This window comes from Streptomyces sp. A 4/2 (assembly GCF_940670765.1).
Lineage (GTDB): Bacteria > Actinomycetota > Actinomycetes > Streptomycetales > Streptomycetaceae > Streptomyces.
This window is the reverse complement of record NZ_CALNVW010000030.1, coordinates 299,733-318,277: the sequence shown is the minus strand read 5'-3', so window position 1 is coordinate 318,277 and position 18,545 is coordinate 299,733. Positions and strand designations below refer to the sequence as shown.

General features: G+C 72.0%; 4 protein-coding genes. 1 reads left to right on the top strand and 3 read right to left on the bottom strand.

The window, feature by feature from the left end; all coding sequences use genetic code 11:
- From NBY69_RS22755 to NBY69_RS22745, 3 genes are all read right to left on the bottom strand, one after another.
- A partial coding sequence (locus NBY69_RS22755; RefSeq protein ID WP_250303136.1) for a non-ribosomal peptide synthetase occupies positions 1-13,461 on the bottom strand: 13,461 nt, incomplete at its 3' end.
- 104 nt (positions 13,462-13,565) lie between these two features.
- On the bottom strand, positions 13,566-15,860 hold the full coding sequence (locus NBY69_RS22750) for an ABC transporter ATP-binding protein/permease (RefSeq protein ID WP_250303135.1): 2,295 nt from the start codon (positions 15,858-15,860) through the stop codon (positions 13,566-13,568).
- Positions 15,861-16,051: 191 nt separating this feature from the next.
- Positions 16,052-16,378: a DUF5132 domain-containing protein gene (locus NBY69_RS22745; protein WP_250303134.1), complete on the bottom strand. Its 327-nt coding sequence runs from the start codon at positions 16,376-16,378 to the stop codon at positions 16,052-16,054.
- Between the two features lie 580 nt (positions 16,379-16,958).
- On the opposite strand from NBY69_RS22745, the gene NBY69_RS22740 reads away from it, so the two are divergent.
- On the top strand, positions 16,959-18,542 hold the full coding sequence (locus tag NBY69_RS22740) for an ABC transporter substrate-binding protein (protein ID WP_250303133.1): 1,584 nt from the start codon (positions 16,959-16,961) through the stop codon (positions 18,540-18,542).
- Positions 18,543-18,545 lie beyond the last annotated feature (3 nt).

Genomic DNA, 18,545 nt, shown 5'->3' with positions numbered 1-18,545 from the left:
ATCCGTACCCGCACCCAACCGCGTGTACAGCGCCGCCAACGCCGCCTGCAGCACCATGAACAGAGTTGCCCCCGATCGTCGTGCCAACTCCACGAGCGCTGTGTGCAGTTCGGCGTCGATCCGGAGTTCCAGCAGGTCACCGCTGTACGAGATGGCGGCCGGGCGCGGCCGGTCGGTGGGCAGTTGCAGCTGCTCGGGCAGACCGGCCAGCGTCTGCGTCCAGTAGGCGACCTGGCGGGCGAACACGCTGTCGGCGTCGTCCTCGTCGCCGAGGATCTCGTGCTGCCACAGGGTGTAGTCGCCGTACGTCACCGGCAGCGACGGCCATGCCGGTGCCCCGCCATCCTGCCGGGTGGCGTAGGCGGCGGCCAGGTCACGGGCCAGCGGGCCCATGGACCAGCCGTCCCCGACGATGTGGTGCATGACCAGCAGCAGCACGTGCTCGTCCGGCGCGAGAGCGAACAGCTCCGCCCGCAGGGGTACTTCCGAGGTCAGGTCGAAGCCGCGCACAGCCGCCTCGCGCAACAGGGCGGGCACCTCCGTCTCACCGGCCGTGCGCACGGCCAGCGGGAGAGCGACTTCGGTGGTGTCGAGCACCCGCTGGTACGGAATTCCGCCGGCGTGCGGGAAGACCGTGCGCAGGGTCTCGTGCCGGGTCACCACGTCCACGAGCGCGGCGCTCAGCGCGGCCCGGTCGAGGTCTCCGGACAGCCGCAGGGCCAGCGGCATGTGATAGGTGGCGCTCGGCGCTCCGAACTGCTGGAGGAACCAGAGCCGGCGCTGTGCGAACGACAGCGGCATCAGTTCGCGGCGGGGCCGGGGCACCAGAGCCTGCCGCGCGGTCCCGGCGTCGTGCAGCCCGGCCGCCAGTCCGGCGGGGGTCGGGGTCCGGAACAGGGCGCGCAGCTCCAGTTCGACCCCGAGGGTCGCCCGGACCCGCGAGACCAGCCGGGTGGCGAGCAAGGAGTGCCCGCCCAGTGCGAAGAAGTCCTCGTCGACCCAGACCCGCGCGAGGCCCAGCACCTCGGCGAACAGTTCGCACAGGATCTGCTCCTGGGGCGTGCGCGGGGCCCGGCCGCCGGCGGTCGTGCCCGGCTCCGGCGCGGGCAGCGCCGCCCGGTCCAGCTTGCCGTTCGGCGTCAGCGGCAGCGCGTCGAGCAGCACGAACGCGGACGGAACCAGGTATTCCGGCACCCGGTCGCGCAGGTACGCCGCCAGCGCAGCCGCGGACACCCCGGTCGAGTCCGAGGGGACGACGTACGCGACGATCCGGTCCTCCCGGGCGAGTACCGCGACCTGGGAGACGTCCGGGTGTGCGGTCAACTCGGCCTCGATCTCGCCCGGCTCGATCCGGAACCCGCGCACCTTGACCTGGTGGTCGACCCGGCCGGCGAATTCCAGCTCGCCGTCGGCACGCCAGCGCACCAGGTCGCCGGTGCGGTACATCCGCGCGCCCGCCGGACCGAACGGGTCGGCGACGAAACGTCCGGCGCTCAGCCCGGGCCGGTCCAGGTAGCCGCGGGCGAGCCCCGCTCCGGCCAGGTACAGCTCGCCCAGCACACCGGGGGCCACCGGTCGCAGCATCGAATCCAGCACGTACACCCGGCAGTTGGCGATCGGACGGCCGATCGGCACCGGCAGCGGGCAGTCGGCGGGACCGGCCGGAAGTGCGTAGGCGGTGATCACGTGGGTTTCGGCGGGCCCGTAGTGGTTGTGGAGCACCCGGCCCGGCCGACGGGTCTGGAAGCGGCGCACGGCACCGCCCAGCCGCATCGCCTCTCCGGCCTGCGCGACCAGCCGCAGGTGCGGCAGTTCCAGCCCTGCCTCCTCGGCGGCCTCGGCCAGCGCCTCGACCACCAGGTTCGGCGCGAACAGCTCCTCGACCCGGTGCCGGTCCAGCCAGTGGGCGAACAGCTCTGCGCTGCGGCGCTGCTCCTCCGTCGGCACCACCAGGGTCTTGCCGTACAGCAGCGCGGACAGCACCTCCTGCACCGAGACGTCGAAGCTGATCGCAGTGAACTGCGCAGTGCGCGTGCCGGGTTCGCCACCGACGGCCCGGTGGTGCCACGCCAGCAGGTTCAGCAGTCCGGCGGCGGGCATCATCACGGCCTTGGGCCGGCCGGTGGAACCGGAGGTGTAGATGACGTAGGCGGGGTGCCGGGTGTCCACAGGGACGGCCGGATCATGCTCCGGCTGCCGGTCGGACGGGGTGACGGCCGCGAGGTCGTCGAGCACCACGGCCGGGCGGGCGTCCTCCAGCATGTACGCGATGCGGGCGTCCGGGTAGTCCGGGTCGATCGGCAGGTACGCCGCGCCCGTCTTGAGCACCGCGAGGACGGCGACCACCAGCTCGGCAGAACGCGGCAGTCGCAGGGCGACGACCCGCTCGGGGCCCACGCCGCGCGTGATCAGTGCGTGCGCCAGGCGGTTGGCCCGGCGGTTCAGCTCACGGTAGGTCAGCACGGTGTCCTCGAACACCACGGCCGGGGCCTCCGGAGTCGCCCGGACCTGCGCCTCGAACAGCGCGGGCAGGGTGGCATCGGGGGCCGGGCAGGCGGTGTCGTTACGGGTGACCAGCAGCTCGCGCCGTTCCTCGGCGGTGAGGACGTCGATTCGGCTCAGCGGACGCTCCGGGTCGGCGACCACCGCCGCCAGCAGCCGCAGCCACCGGGCGACCAGCGCCTTCACCGTGTCGGGGGCGAACAGGTCGGTGCTGTACTCGACCCGCCCGATGATGCCCTCGGCCGGTCCGCCGGTGCCGCCGCGCTCCAGCAGGTGGAAGCCGAGGTCGAACATCGCCGTCGGCGTCCGCACCAGGACGATCTCGGCGGCCAGACCGCTCAGCTCGAACTCGGTGCGGGGCACGTTCTGCAGCGCGAGCAGTACCTGGAACAGCGGCTGCCGGGTGAGTGACCGGGACGGGTTGAGGGCCTCGACCACCTGCTCGAACGGCAGGTCCTGGTGCGCGTATGCGCCGAGCGCGCTCTCCCGGACTCGGACCAGCAGCTCGGCGAAGGACGGGTCGCCGCTGGTGTCCGTGCGGAGCACCAGGGTGTTGACGAAGAACCCGATGAGCTCGTCCAGCGCCTGGTCGGTACGGCCGGCGATCAGGCTGCCGACCGGGATGTCCGTGCCCGCACCGAGCTTGTCCAGCAGCGATGCCAGGCCGGCCTGCAGCACCATGTACACGCTGGCGCCGTGCTCCCGGCCCAGCCGGACCAGCCCGGCGTGGAGCTCCGCGTCCAGTTCGATCGCCAGGTGGCCGCCGGAGCAGGAAGGGGTCGCGGGACGGTGGCGGTCGGCGGGGAGCCGGATCTGCTCCGGCAGGTCCGCGAGCGTCCGCGTCCAGTAGTCGGTCTGACGGGCTAACAGGCTGTCCTGGTCGGCCGCGTCGCCGAGCAGCCGGTTCTGCCACAGGGTGTAGTCGGCGTACTGCACGGGCAGTGACGCCCACTGCGGCGCCCCGCCCCTGCGGCGCGCCGCGTACGCGGTGGTCAGGTCGGCGGCCAGCGGGCCCAGCGACCAGCCGTCACCGGCGATGTGGTGCATCACCAGGAGCAGTACGTGCTCGTTCGCCGAGACCTCGAACACCTCGGCGCGCAGCGGCGGTTCGGCAGCGAGGTCGAATCCGCGTGCAGCAGCCCCCGTCAGCAGTTCCGGCAGGGCCGACTCGTCGGCCGGGGTGATCGACAGCTTCGGGCGCGCCTCCCCTGCGGCCAGTACCCGCTGGTGGGGCACGCCGTCCGTAGCCGGGAAGACCGTGCGCAGGGTTTCGTGCCGGTCGACGAGGTCGCCCAGCGCCGCCTCCAGGGCCGCCAGGTCCAGCGGTCCCGAGAGCCGCCACGCGAGTGGCATGTTGTAGACCGACTCGGCGCCCTCCAACTGGCGCAGGAACCACAGCCTCCGCTGAGCGGACGACAGCGGCACCAGCTCGGGCCTCTCCGCCCGCTCCAGGGCGAGCCGGGCCCGGTCCGCGCCGCCCAGCCCGGCGGCCAGCCCGGCCACGGTCGGGGTACGGAACAGGGCGGACAGGGCCAGCTCCACGCCCAGCGTCGCACGGACCCGGGCCACCAGCCGGGTAGCGAGCAGGGAGTGCCCGCCGAGATCGAAGAAGTCGTCGTCGACACCGACCTGGGACCGGCCCAGTACCTCGGCGAACAGCCCGGCCAGCACATGTTCGTGGGGAGAGTGCGGTGCCCGGCCGGCCGGCGTCGCGCTGGACTCGGGCTCGGGCAGGGCGCGCCGGTCCAGTTTTCCGTTCGGGGTCAGCGGCAGAGCGTCGAGGGAGACGAACGCGGCCGGCACCATGTACTCCGGCAGCCGCTCGCGCAGGTGCTCCCGCAGGTCCTCCGGCCGAAGCTCCGCCCCGGTGACGGTCTGCAGGTAGGCGACCAGACGGGGGCCCTGCGCCCGGTCCTGCCGGACGATCACGGCGGTCCGCGCGATCCCCGGGTGCTCGGCGAGGACCGCCTCGATCTCGCCGAGTTCGATCCGGAAGCCACGGACCTTGACCTGGTCGTCGGTGCGGCCGAGGAACTCCAGATTCCCGTCCGGATTCCATCGCACCAGGTCACCCGTGCGGTACATCCGCGACCCACCCGCACCGAACGGATCCGCCACGAACCGCCCCGCAGTCAGGCCCGGCCGGTTCAGATACCCCCGCGCCAACCCCGCACCAGCGATGTACAACTCACCCGGCACACCCGCGGGCACGGGCTGCAACGCAGCATCGAGCACATGCAGCCGGACACCACCGAGCGGCCGACCGATCACTTGGCACGGACTCGACTTCAGGTGCGCGACGACCGAGTCCACCGTGCACTCGGAGGGCCCGTAGTAGTTCAGGGCGAGCACCCCGTCGGCCGCCCGCAGCCGCTCCCACAGCTGCTCCGGAACGGTCTCCCCGCCCAGCGCGACCACCGAAGGACGCCACCGCGGGTCGTCCAGCAGACCGTGTTCGACCAGGACCTGGAGGTAGGACGCGGTGCCGCCGACAGTGTCCAGCCCGGCCCGCACGGCGTACTCGAGGTAGGCCTCCGGGTCGGACCAGGTCGCCTCGTCCAGGACGTGCAGCTCGTGGCCCGCGAACACGGCGAACAGCTGGTCGCAGGAGCCGTCGAAGGACACGGAGGTGGTCAGCCCGATCCGCATCCGCTCCCCCGGCCGGGAGATCAGCGGACGCTGGTTGGCGAACAGGTTGACCAGGCCGCCGTGCGTCGCCACCACGCCCTTGGGCCTGCCGGTGGAACCCGAGGTGTAGATCACGTACGCCGGGTGCCCCGGATCGACGGCCACCCTCGGATCGACCGCCGGGCAGCCTGCCACCAGAGCGGCCGTCTCCGGCTCGTCGAGCACCAGCCGGGCAGTGACGCCGTCGGGCAGCCGCCCCAGGGTGCGGGTGTCGGTCACCGTCAGGACCGGGCGGGCGTCGTCGAGCAGATACGCGACCCGGGCCGCCGGATAATCGGGGTCGACCGGAACGTACGCCGCGCCGGTCTTCAACACCGCAAGGATCGCCACCACCAGCTCGGCCGACCTCGGCAGCGACACCGCCACCAACCGCTCCGGCCCAGCACCCCGCGCGATCAGCGCATGCGCCAACCGGTTCGCCCGCACGTCCAACTCCGCGTACGTCAGCGACACGTCACCGCACACCAGCGCGAGGCCGTCGGGAAGCATGCGCACCTGAGTCCGGAACAGCTCCGGCAGGCTCGCGGTGGGGGCCTCGGCCACCGGACCGGTAGCCAGTGCCGTCAGCTCATCGCGTTCCTCGGCGGTGAGCAGGTCGAGCCGGCTGAGCCGCCGGCGCGGGTCGGCGACCGCGACGCGGAGCAGCCGCTCCCACCGCCCGATCATCGTCTCGACGGCGGCCGGGTCGTACAGGTCGCAGGCGTACTCGACGGACCCGTCGATGCCCTCCGGGGAGCCGTCCTCCGCGTGCCGCTCGGACATGGTGAAGATCAGGTCCAGCTTGGCGGTGGTCGACGCCGACGGCATCTCGCCGACGCGCAGCTCGGGCGGCGCGAAGTCGGCCCGGGGTGCGTTCTGCAGCGCCAGCATGACCTGGAACAGAGGGTGGTGCGCCAGCGACCGGGACGGGTTCAGGACCTCGACCAGGTATTCGAACGGCAGGTCCTGGTGGGCGTATCCGGCCAGCGCGGTGTCCCGGACCCGGTCCAGCAGCTCGGCGAACGTCGGATCGCCCGAGGTGTCGGTACGGAACACCAGGGTGTTGACGAAGTAGCCCACCAGTTCGTCCTGAGCCTGGTCGGTCCGGCCGGCGACCGGGCTGCCGACCGGAATGTCGTCCCCCGCGCCGAGCTTGCTCAGCAACGCTGCCAGCCCGGCCTGGAGCACCATGAACAGACTGGTCCCGTGCGCACGGGCGAGCTCGCGAAGACCGCGGTGCAGCTCGGCGTCGAGACCGGCGAGCACAGAACCGCCCCGGTGCGAGGCGACCGCCGGGCGGGGCCGGTCGGTCGGCAGCTGGATCCGCTCCGGCAGACCGGCCAGCTGCCGGGTCCAGTAGTCCGCCTGTCCGGCGAACAGGCTGTCCCGGTCGGTGGAGTCGCCAAGCAGTTCGTGCTGCCACAGGGTGTAGTCGGCGTACTGGACGGGCAGGGGAGCCCACTGCGGCTCCTCGCCGCGGCGGCGCGCCGTGTAAGCGGCGGTCAGTCCCTGCACGAGCGGGCCCAGCGACCAGCCGTCACCCGCGATGTGGTGGAGCACCAGCTGGAAGACGTGCTCGTCCGGCGCCAGCTCGAACAGCCCGGCCCGCAGCGGCACATCGACCGCCAGGTCGAACCGGCAGTCCTTCGCCGCCGCCATCAGAGCGGACAGCTCGGCCTCGGTGGTCCGGCTCACGAGCAGCCGCGGGCGGGCTGCATCCACGTCCAGCACCTGCTGGTGCGGCACTCCGTCCACCGCCGGGAAGACGGTGCGCAGGCTCTCGTGCCGGGCCATCACGTCGGCCACAGCGGCCTCCAGGGCCCGCCGGTCCAGATCCCCGGACAGCCGCCACGCCAGGGAGATGTGGTAGTTCGCGCCTGCGCCCTCCAGCTGGTGCAGGAACCACAGCCGCCGCTGCGCGAACGACAGCGGGATCACCTCGGGGCGCTCGCGCCGCGCCAGGGCGGCCTGCGCCGGCCTGGCCGCTGCCAGGGCGGCGGCCAGACCTGCCGGGGTCGGCGCCTCGAACAGGGTGCGCAGCGGCATTTCCACGCCGAGCGTCGCGCGGATCCGGGCGGCCAGGCGGGTGGCGAGCAGCGAGTGCCCGCCCAGCTCGAAGAATCCGTCCTCGACGCCGGCCGACGCCACACCCAGGACCTCTGCGAACAGCCGGCAGAGGATCTGCTCCTGCGGGGTGCGCGGCGCACGGCAGGTGGCCGCCGGGGTGAGGTCGGGGGCGGGCAGGGCCCGGTGGTCCAGCTTTCCGTTGACGGTCAGCGGCAGTGCGTCCAGCATGACGAACGCCGACGGCACCATGTACGCCGGCAACCGCTCGCGCAGGTGCCCCCGCAGGTCGTCGGAGCGTGGTGCGGCGCCCGCGGCCGGCACCAGGTACGCGGCCAGTCGGGTGTCGTCGGACCGGTCCTGCCGAGCCAGGACGGCGACCTGGGCGATCCCGGGGTACGTGGCCAGCGCCGCCTCGATCTCGCCGAGCTCGATCCGGAAGCCGCGCACCTTCACCTGCTGGTCGGCCCGGCCGACGTAGCGCAGGCTGCCGTCCGCCGCGCGGCGCACCACGTCGCCGCTGCGGTACATCCGCGATCCCGGTGGTCCGAACGGGTCCGCCACGAACCGCCCGGCGGTCAGGCCGGGCCGGTTCAAATAGCCGCGCGCCAGGCCCGCGCCCGCCACATACAGCTCGCCGGGCACGCCCGGGGCCACCGGTCGCAGGCCGCCGTCCAGCACATACGCCCGCAGGTCCGGGAGGGCCGCGCCGACCTGGCCGACGGCGGTCCCGGACCGGTCGAGGGCCGCGTACGTGACATGCACCGTGGTCTCGGTGATGCCGTACATGTTGACCAGCCGCGGCGCGTCCTCCGCGTGCCTCTGATACCAGCTCGCCAGCCGGGCGTGCTCCAGCGCCTCGCCGCCGAACACCACCGTGCGCAGGGCGAGTCGGCGGCCGGTCTCCGGAGCCTCCGCATCCGCCTGCATCAGCTGGTAGAAGGCGGAGGGCGTCTGGTTGAGCACCGTCACCCGCTCGTGGGCGAGCAGTTCCAGGAACCGGCCGGGCGAGCGGCTGGTCTCGTGGTCCACGACCACCAGGCGGCCGCCGTGCAGCAGCGGGCCCCACAGCTCCCACACCGAGAAGTCGAAGGCGTAGGAATGGAAGAGGGTCCACACGTCATCGGCGCAGAACCCGAACAGATCCCTGGTGGTGCCGAACAGGCGCACCACGTTGCGGTGCGGGACCACCACACCCTTGGGGTTGCCGGTGGAACCGGAGGTGTGGATGACATAGGCGGCCTGGCCCGGGTCGACGGCGACCCCCGGGTCCGTGTCCGGCAGCCCGTCCAGGTCGACGGTGTCCAGCAGCAGCCGGTCCACGTGCTCCGCCCCCAGCCGCTCGTCGGCCCGGCTCGTCGTCACGAGCAGCGCGGGCCGGGAGTCCTGGAGCAGATAGGCGATCCGGGCGGCCGGGTACTCCGGGTCCACCGGTACGTACGCGGCGCCGGCCTTGAGCACCGCGAGCACCGCCACGACCAGCTCCGCCGAGCGCGGCAGGGCCAGCGCCACCAACTGCTCCGGCCCCACCCCCCGGTCGATCAGGGCGTGCGCCAGCCGGTTGGCACGCGCGTTCAGCCGGCCGTACGTCAGAGTGGTCTCGCCGTCCGTGAGGGCGGTCGCGGCCGGGTTCGCCCGCACCTGCCGCTCGAACAGCGCGGGCAGGCCGCACTCCGGCAGCTCCCCGCCCTGGTCGGAACCGGCCGGCAACAACGCACGGAGCTCGTCGGCGGACAGCACGTCCACCTGGCCGATCCGTCGGCCGGGGTGGGCGACGACGGAGCGCAGCAGCCGCAGCCACCGTTCGACGATCCCGGTGACGGTGGCCGCGTCGAACAGGTCGGTGCTGTACTCCACCACGCCCGACAACCCGTCCTCGCCGGGCTGTTCGGCCAGGACGAAGGTCAGGTCGCACTTGGCCGTTCCGGTGGGTACCAGGTCGGTCGCCACTCGCAGCCGCGGCAGGTCGAAGGTGCCGAACGGGGCGTTCTGCAGGGTGAGCATGGTCTGGAAGAGCGGGTGGTGTGCGAGCGTCCGGGTCGGGTTCAGCGCCTCCACGAGGTGCTCGAACGGCACCTCCTGGTGCGCGTACGCGGCCAGCGCGTCGGAGCGCACCCGGCCCAGCAGTTCGGTGAACGACGGGTCGCCGGACAGGTCGGTGCGCAGCACCAGGGTGTTGACGAAGAAGCCGACCAGGTCGTCCAAGGCCTCGTCGGTGCGTCCCGCGATCGGGGTGCCGATCGGAACGTCGGTACCGGCGCCGAGCTTGCCAAGCAGGGCGGCCAGACCGGCCTGGAGCACCATGAAGAGGCTGGCTCCGCCGTCGCGGGCGAGTTCGCGCAGGCCCTGGTGCAGCTCGGCGTCGATGCGCACCGGAAGGTGGGCGCCCCGGTAGGACATCACCGTCGGCCGGGGACGGTCGAAGGGCAGCTCGACCTGGTCGGGCAGGTCCGCCAGCCGCTCCCGCCAGTACGCGAGTTGGCCGTTGAGCAGACTGTCCGGGTCGGCTCCGTCACCCAGCAGCTCCTGCTGCCAGAGGGCGTAGTCGGCGTACTGGACCGGAAGCGGCGACCACTCCGGCTTCGCCCCCTCGCTGCGGGCCGCGTAGGCGGTCGCCAGATCCCGCGAGAGCGGGCCCGTCGACCAGCCGTCACCGGCGATGTGGTGCACCACCAGCAGCAGTACGTGCTCCTCGGCGCCGAGCCGGAACAGTTCGGCGCGCAACGGTGATTCCTCGGAGAGCTCGAAGCCGTACCGCGCCGCCTCCGCCAGCCGGTCCGGCAGGTCGCGCTCACCGACCTCGGTCACCCGTAGCCGCGGCCGTGCCACGTCGAAGTCGAGCACCCGCTGGCACGGCACTCCGTCGACCACCGGAAAGACGGTGCGCAGGCTCTCGTGCCGCTCGACCACGTCCGACAGGGCGGCTTGCAGGGCGCGCTGGTCCAGGCTTCCGGACAGCCGCAGAGCGAGCGGGATGTTGTAGGTGGCACTCGGACCCTCCATGCGGTGCAGGAACCACAGTCGGCGCTGCGCGAAGGAGAGCGGGACCGTCGCGGGCCGTTCGCACCGCCCCAGCGCCGGCCGCGCCCGGCCCGCGACGTCCACCGCACTCGCCAGCTCAGCCACCGTCGGCGCGTCGAACAGTTCGCGCAGCCTCAGCTCCACGCCCAGCACGGACCGCGCCCTGGCGATCAGCCGGGTGGCCAGCAGGGAGTGTCCGCCGAGGTCGAAGAAGTCGTCGTCGACACCGACCTGCGGCAGGCCCAGCACCTCGGCGAACAGCCCGGAGAGCAGGTGCTCGACCGCGGTGCGCGGAGCTCGGCCCGATGCGGTGGGCTGCCGCTCGGGTGCCGGGAGGGCGCGCCGGTCGAGCTTGCCGTTCGGGGTCAGCGGCAGTGCGTCCAGCACCACGAGCGCCGACGGCACCATGTATTCGGGCAACCGTTTCCGCAGCCGGGCCCGCAGTGTGTCCGTATGGACGACCTGCCCCGTGGCAGGGACGACGTAGGCGACCAGCAGGGGTTCCTCGTCGGTGCGCACCGTGACGGCCGCCTGCGCGATCCCCGGGTGCTCGGCGAGGACCGCCTCGATCTCGCCGAGTTCGATCCGGAAGCCACGGACCTTGACCTGGTCGTCGGTGCGGCCGAGGAACTCCAGATTCCCGTCCGGGTTCCATCGCACCAGGTCACCCGTGCGGTACATCCGCGACCCACCCGAACCGAACGGATCCGCCACGAACCGCCCCGCGGTCAGACCCGGCCGGTTCAGATACCCCCGCGCCAACCCCGCACCAGCGATGTACAACTCACCCGGCACACCCGCGGGCACGGGCTGCAACGCGGCATCGAGCACATGCAGCCGGGCGTTGGTGACGGGGCGGCCGATGACCGGGCGCGGGCTCGATGCCGTGGGCGCGGCCACCGAGTTGACGGTGCACTCCGAGGGTCCGTAGAGGTTGAGGCAGGAGGCCCCGTCGGCGGCCCGCAGCCGCTCCCACAGCTGCTCGGGGACGGCCTCGCCGCCCGCCGCGACCAGCGCGGGACGGCGCTGCGGATCGTCCAGCAGTCCATGGGCGACGAGGACGTGGAGGTAGGAAGGGGTGGCCTCGACGTAGTCCAGCCCGTGGCACGCCGCGTAGTCGACGAAGGCCTCCGGGTCGGTCCAGGTCGCATGGTTCAGAACGTGCAGCTCGTGGCCCGCGAAGAGGGCCATCAGCTGGTTCCAGGAGGCGTCGAACGACACCGATGTGGTCAGCGCCACCCGCAGCCGCCGCCGGTCCACCAGCAGCGGTGCGAACTGCACCAGCCGGTGGTCGGTGAGCAGGTCGAGCAGGCCGCCGTGCCTTGCCACCACACCCTTGGGCCTGCCGGTGGAACCCGAGGTGTAGATCACGTACGCCGGGTGACCCGGATCGACGGCCACCCCCGGATCGACCGCCGGGCAGCCCTCCACCAGAGCGGCCGTCTCCGGCTCGTCGAGCACCAGCCGGTCGACCGTACCGCCGTCGGGCAGACGCTTCCCGCTGTGGGTGTCGGTCACCACCAGGGCCGGGCGGGTGTCGTCGAGCAGATACGCGACCCGGGCCGCCGGATAATCGGGGTCGACCGGAACGTACGCCGCGCCGGTCTTCAACACCGCAAGGATCGCCACCACCAGCTCGGCCGACCTCGGCAGCGACACCGCCACCAACCTCTCCGGCCCAGCACCCCGCGCGATCAGCGCATGCGCCAACCGGTTCGCCCGCACGTCCAACTCCGCATACGTCAGCGACACGTCACCGCACACCAGCGCGACGAGGTCCGGAGTCGCCCGGACGTGCTCCCGGAACAGTTCCGGCAGGCTCGCGGTGGGGGCCTCGGCCACCGGACCGGTGCCGAGAGCCGCCACCTCGCGGTGCTCCTCGGCGGTGAGCAGGTCGATCCGGCCAACCGCTTCGTCCGGGTCGCAGTCCGCGACGGCGTCGAGAAGGGCGAGCAGCCGCTGCTGGTGCGCGGCGAGGTCGTCGTCGCCGTACGCCTCCGGCGCGCCGTGCAGCCGGAGAAGCGGGGGGTTGCCGTCCCGGTAGTCGAAGAGCCAGACGGCCAGGTCGGTGGTCGACCCCGACACGAAGTGGTGAACCGAGGCAGGGTGCCCGGCGAAACTCGGCCTGGCGTTGAAGGCCATAATGTTGATGATCAGCGGGAACGCCGTTCCGATGCTGCCGGGCGCGCCGAGGTCGCGCAGCAGGTCCTCGCTGCGGTAGCGCTCGTGCGCGACGGCTGACTCGACCTCCCGCGCCACCTGGGCGACGAGATCGCCCCACGGCATGTCCGGTCGCACGGTCAGCCGCAGGGGCACGACGTTGGACATCGTGCCGGGCACCGACATCAGGTCGCGGTCGGAGCCCCGACGGGCGGTGACGGGGAGGGCGAGCACCACGTCCTGGGCGCCGCTCAGACGGTGGGCGTAGAGCGCCGTCGCCGCGACCACCACCCGGGACCACCTGACACCGGCCCGGCCCGCCGCCGCTCGCAGTGCCTCGGGGTTCCGCAGCTCCAGCTCCCCGGCCACGCGCAGGGCCCGGTGCGGGTCGGTCGCGGCGGTGTCGGTGAGCCGTGTCGGGGCGGGCAGATCGGCGAAGCGCTCGGTCCAGTAGGAGCGGTCGGCGGTGAAGTCGGCGGACGAGCGATAGGCGGCGTCGCTGTCGACCAGGTCCCGTAGCGAGCCGAACGGAGAGGGCGGAACGGCACCGCTCCCGGCCAGTGCCGAGTACACCTCGCCGACCCGCTGCCGGACCATGGAGCTGCTGATCGCGTCCAGCACCACGTGGTGGTAGTTCAGGTACCAGAGGAACTCCGTCGGCGACAGCCGGATCAGCGCATGGCCGAACAGCGGATCACGGGAGAGGTCCAGCGGACGGGCCAGGTCCCGCTCCATCCAGTCCATGGCCGCCGCCCGGGGATCTGGCTCCGTGCCGAGGTCGAGGTGGACGGGCGCCCAGTCCCAGGTCTCGCGGAGGATCTGACGCGGGCCTTCACCGTCGTCGACGAAGGTCACGTGCAGGGCGTCGACCTCGTCGACCACTCGGCGCAGCGCGGCTTCGAACAGCTCCGGGTCGACCGGCCCGTGGATCTCCAGGCATTCACCGACGCGGTAGCCCGGGATCGGCGTCCGGGAGCGCTGCTCGGCGAGCCAGATCTCCCGCTGGGCCGCGGTCAGGGGAAGGACGTCTCCGTCGCGACGGGACATGGGGGTACCTCCAGAAGTATGGGCGGGCATGCGCGCAGGGCGTGCCGGGCCGCGCCGACCACGGTGGTGTCACGCGATCGGCGGGCGGGGCGGCTTTTCTGCGGTCAGGCGGCGAGTTCGCCGGCCTGGAGCTGCCAGAGAGATGCGTAGAGTCCGTGCTGGGCGAGGAGTTCGTCATGGGTGCCCTGTTCGGCGACGATGCCGCCCTTGTCCATGACGTAGATGCGGTCGGCGTGGCGGACCGTGGAGAGGCGGTGGGCGATGACGACCATCGTGCGGTCGGCCGCGAAGCCACGCAGTGTGCGCTGGATGGCGGCCTCGGTCTCGTTGTCCACGGCGGAGGTGGCCTCGTCGAGGACCACGACCGGCGAGTCCTTGAGGATCGCGCGAGCCAGGGCGATCCGCTGCCGCTGGCCGCCGGAGAGCGCGGCACCGCGTTCACCGATCAGAGTGTCGTAGCCGTCCGGAAGCGTCGCGATGAAGGTGTCCGCCTCGGCCATGGCGGCGGCTTGGAGCACTGCCTCGTCCGAGGCTTCGAAGCTGCCGTAGCGGATGTTGTCGGCAATGCTGCCGTCGAAGAGGAACGGGTCCTGGGCGACGAAGCCGATGGCGTGGCGCAAGCTGTGTCGCCGCAGGTCCCGGATGTCCTGTCCGTCGATCAGCACTCTTCCGAACTGGGCGTCCTGGAAGCGCATCAGCAGTCTGGCGATCGTCGTCTTACCGGAGCCGGTGGCGCCCACCAGGGCGGTCACCTGCCCGGCCGGGATGGTCAGCGAGAGGTCCTCCAGTGCCGTCGGTCGGCCGGGGTAGGCGAAGGTGACCCCGTCGAGGACGATCTCGCCCCGCACCTCGGCAAGGTCGAGCGTCCCGTCGCCGCCGTCGGCCTCGACGGGCAGGGCGCGCAGCCTCTGGACCCGGTCGTAGGAGGCGAGGGTGCGCTGGTACTGGTCGGCGATGCCGCCGATCCGGCTCATCCGCATCAACAGCATCTGGGGCAGCCCGATCAGCGGGCTGAACACCTCGAAGCGCAGGGTGCCGTTGAGTACCGAACGACCGCCGATCAGCAGGGTGCCTGCCATCGATGCGGTGGTGCAGGACCGGACGATCTCGGCGTGGCGGATCGTGCTCCGGTCGGTCTGCCGGCTGCTCTCCTGGACCGCTTCGCTCAGCTCGTCGATGCGTTCGGCCTCGTAGTCCTCGGTGCAGAAGCTCTTGACGGTCGCACCGGCTTCGAGCGAGTTGATCACCTGGCTGCCCAGCCCGGCCCGGCACTCGCCGGTGACGGCGTAGTCCGCCGCGGCCTTCTCCTGGTGGTGCAGCGACAGCCAGGCGATGACCGGGATCGGCAGGAACGCGATCCAGGCGATCTGCGGTGCCAGCAGGAGGAACGCCGGCACCAGGAGGGCCAGGCTGGTGCCGAGTTGCAGCACGTCGTTGGCCGGGCCGGCGAAGAAGGCGCCCAGCTGGCCGACGTCGTTGGTGAGCGTGCCGGCCACCCGGCTGGTCCGCTCACCCTCCAGGTGTCCCAGTTCGAGGTGCTGGACGTGTCGGTACGTGCGGCCCCGCCAATCGTGCTCGATGTCCTGGCCGAGTCGGCGCCACTGCAGGTTCGAGGCGTACGAGAGACCCGCCACCGCGGCACAGGCGGCGGCCACCAGCCCGGCCAGGCCCCACAGTTGAGCGGAGGCCGTGGTCAGGCCGAGGCTGACCAGCGGAGCTGCCTCGCCCTTGATGAGGACCAGGCCGGTCCATCCGAGGAAGGTGCCGAGTGCCATCTCCGCAGCCTGGCAGGCGACGGACAGGGAGGCGGCCCGGTAGAGGCGGCGTCGGTGCGGACCGACGATCTCCAGCAAGGGGTGGCGTTCGGCACCGGGCCCGGCCGCGTCCCGGGACGCGTCGACGGTTCCGCGCCATGCCTTCCGGAGGACGACCGCAGTCGCCGCGGCAACCCCGCCCGCGGCCACCAGTTGCCTGCTCAGCGTCGACCCCTTGATCAGTGCGACCCCAGCCGCCACCCCGCCGACGACGGCGAGCACCGGGCGCACGACCAGGCCGCGGTCCGCCCGCGGGGCCGGCGCGGGGGCGTGGCGGACCGGATCCGGACACCCCACTCCGGTCGGTCCCTCCGCGACCCGGGTGACGACCCTGCGGACGATCCGGCCGATGTCCGTGGCGCGCAACCGCGCATCATGCCGGACGAGCACCCCGCCGGTGACCGGGTTGGCCCGGGCCTCGGTGATCCCGGGAATGTGGCGCAGCGCGGCGGCGAGGATCTCGGCCGTCCGCGGTCGTCCCAGGACCAGCTTGACGTCCCAGCGCTGGCGGCCCGGTGCGACCGAGCGTGGGCTCGCACCCAATTCCACGGAGCGGAATCCGGCGGCACCCAGTAGCGATGGCATGTGTACGTTCACCTGTTTGCGGAGGTCGCGGAAAACCGCCACGGACACGACGGATTACGGCGACGGAGCGGGAAATTCTGGACAGCAAATCTCTGCGGCCGAACGGCCTGCGAACGGCCGCCGCCCGGACGCATTCCGCCGAAATCTATCGGCATACGCGCCTGGCGGCGGCCGTGAGTCCTTACGGACCGTCAGGGCGTCTTTCCGGAGGAACTACCGGTGGTCGCGCGGATCTTCGGGATCCTCGGTTCCCCCTTGCCGCCGTTTCCGGTGGTGTGCTGACCGTCACCGGAGTGACCTTCGGTTTCCGCGGCGGCGATCTGGGCGGCCACCACATCGGCAGCCACTTCGGCCGCGAGGTCGTGGATGTTCTCCCCGGCCTCCTGAGCCGCCTTCTTCACCTCCATCGCGATGCCGACGGATGCTTTGACGACTCCACCCACCAGTGGCTTGAGCAGGCGTTTGGCCAGAGGCGCGACAATGAGGCCGACCAGGAAGGGCGGTACTACAGGCGGCATGATGCTCCATCCTCTCTACGCATACGTATGACAGGGAACCCGGGCACGGCGAACACCGAGCAGCGCACAGCCGGGCGGATATGAAGCATTCCATCTCGAATATCCGGGATTCCTCATCTGACGAATCGAATTCCCGGACACCGGAACGCGCCGTCCGATCCCATGGTCACAGTAGTTGAATCACACCCACCTGGGCCAAATTACTCCCTCCGGGTTCACCCGTCCGAGTGTTTTGGTTCACTCGTCCGAGTGCTTTCATCGTTCCCGCGTAACCCGAGTTATGGCGCATTCGAACACCATTTAGCACGAGTATCTGATTATCTTCTCGAATAAGTGCCACGTCCCCATGCCCACCGCGCCTCGGAGGCGCCCCGCCCCTCGCCGCCGGACAGCCGGACCCGGTCCGGACCGCCCGTCGCGAGCCACGCCCGTCCCCCTCGTACGGGTGAATCAGGATCGTCGCCCCAGTCACCCCTGACGGCTCCCGACCATGCCACCAGGCGGCTCGGGACGTTCGAACATGCCTTTCATGTACGTGAGTTGAGCCACCACGACCAAGTCCCGGTGGGACCATGAGGCCATGCTCCGACGCACCCCGCCGGTCGCTCTGGCGGCCGCTCTCACGGCTTCGGCCGTCGCGCTGGGTGGCTGCGGCGGCGTCGCCACCTCCTCGACGACCACCCCTCTGGTAGACCACGGCACCGTCCGGATCGCCGAGTCCAGCGAGACGCCGAGCTTCGATCCGTACTCAGCCTTCGGTGCCTCCCAGGCCCGCTACGCCTACGACTCCCTGGTCAACCTCGCCCCCGACGGCACCCTGGTCACCGGCTTGGCCTCCTCCTGGCAGGCCACGGCCACCACGGCCGCCTTCACCCTCCGCCCGGGTGTCACCTGCTCCGACGGCACTCCGCTCACCGCCTCGGCAGTGGCCCGGGCACTCACTTACGCGGGCGACCCGGCCAACCAGCTCGCCGGCGCCCGGACCGTCCTTCCGAACGTTCCGTTCACCGCGAGCGCCGACGACGGGACCGGCACGGTGTCGGCGACCGCCGCCGCCCCTTTCCCCTTCCTCACCCGCACCATCGGCCTGCTGCCGATCGTCTGCCCCGCCGGCCTCGACCGGCCCGGTTCGCTGGACCGCGCCACCCAGGGAACCGGCCCCTACGTGCTGACCCGCTACACCCCCGGCGGACCGTACGAGTTCACCGTCCGCGACAACTACTCCTGGGGGCCCGCCGGGGCGACGACCGCGGAACCCGGTCTCCCCGCGCGCATCGTCATGTCGGTGGTGCCCCAGACCTCCACGGCGGCGAACCTGCTGCTCACCGGGGGCATCGACATCGCGCACGTGAGCGGGCCGGACCGCGCCCGGCTCACCGGCCACGGTCTGGCCACCGCCGACGTGGCGACCGTGGTCGGGCTGACCTTCTTCAACCAGCGCCCCGGCCGGGCACTCGCCGACCGGGCGCTGCGCCGTGCCCTGGTCTCCGCCCTCGATCGCCGGGGCCTCGCCGACGTCGCCGTCGGTGGCACCGGCATCCCCGCCACCGACTTCGGCGCCGAGGGCGCCGTCTGCCACGCCGACCTCGCCGACGCCAACCTGCCCGCGCAGAACGCCGTCGAGGCCCTGCGCGCCGCCGGCTGGACGCGCTCCGCCGACGGCCCGCTGACCAAGAACGGCCAGTCGCTCCGGCTCCGCCTGATCACCAGCCCCGACCTCGGCCCGACCCTGGCCTCCGTAGCCGAGCTGATGGCCCGGGAGTGGACGGCGCTCGGCGTCGAGGTCGACCTGGTCACCGAGACCCTGCCCGCCCTCGTCAACGCCATGTACCAGAGCGCCGACTTCGACGTGGTGGTCGGCAGTACCCCGGGTTTCGCCCTGCCGGTCGGCTTCATCCCCTTCTTCTCCGGCTCCACCCCCGCCCGTGGCCTCAACTTCGCGGGGGTGACCAATCCCGAGTACGACGCCCTGGTCGCCCAGGCTCTCCGGGAGACCGACACAACCGGATGCGCCACCTGGAACCGGGCCGCCGCCGCGCTCTTCCGATCGGCCGAAGCGCTGCCGATCGCCGAAGGCCGGAGCAGCGTGTACGGCTACCGCACCACCTTCGCCACCACCTTCGGCGGCCAGCTCGTTCCCACCAGCATCCGTCTCCACCAGTGATCT

Coding starts and splice junctions, on each gene's coding strand:
- NBY69_RS22740 (WP_250303133.1), top strand. CDS start 16,959: ATGCTCCGACGCACCCCGCCGGTCGCTCTGGCGGCCGCTCTCACGGCT.
- NBY69_RS22750 (WP_250303135.1), bottom strand. CDS start 15,860: ATGCCATCGCTACTGGGTGCCGCCGGATTCCGCTCCGTGGAATTGGGT.
- NBY69_RS22745 (WP_250303134.1), bottom strand. CDS start 16,378: ATGCCGCCTGTAGTACCGCCCTTCCTGGTCGGCCTCATTGTCGCGCCT.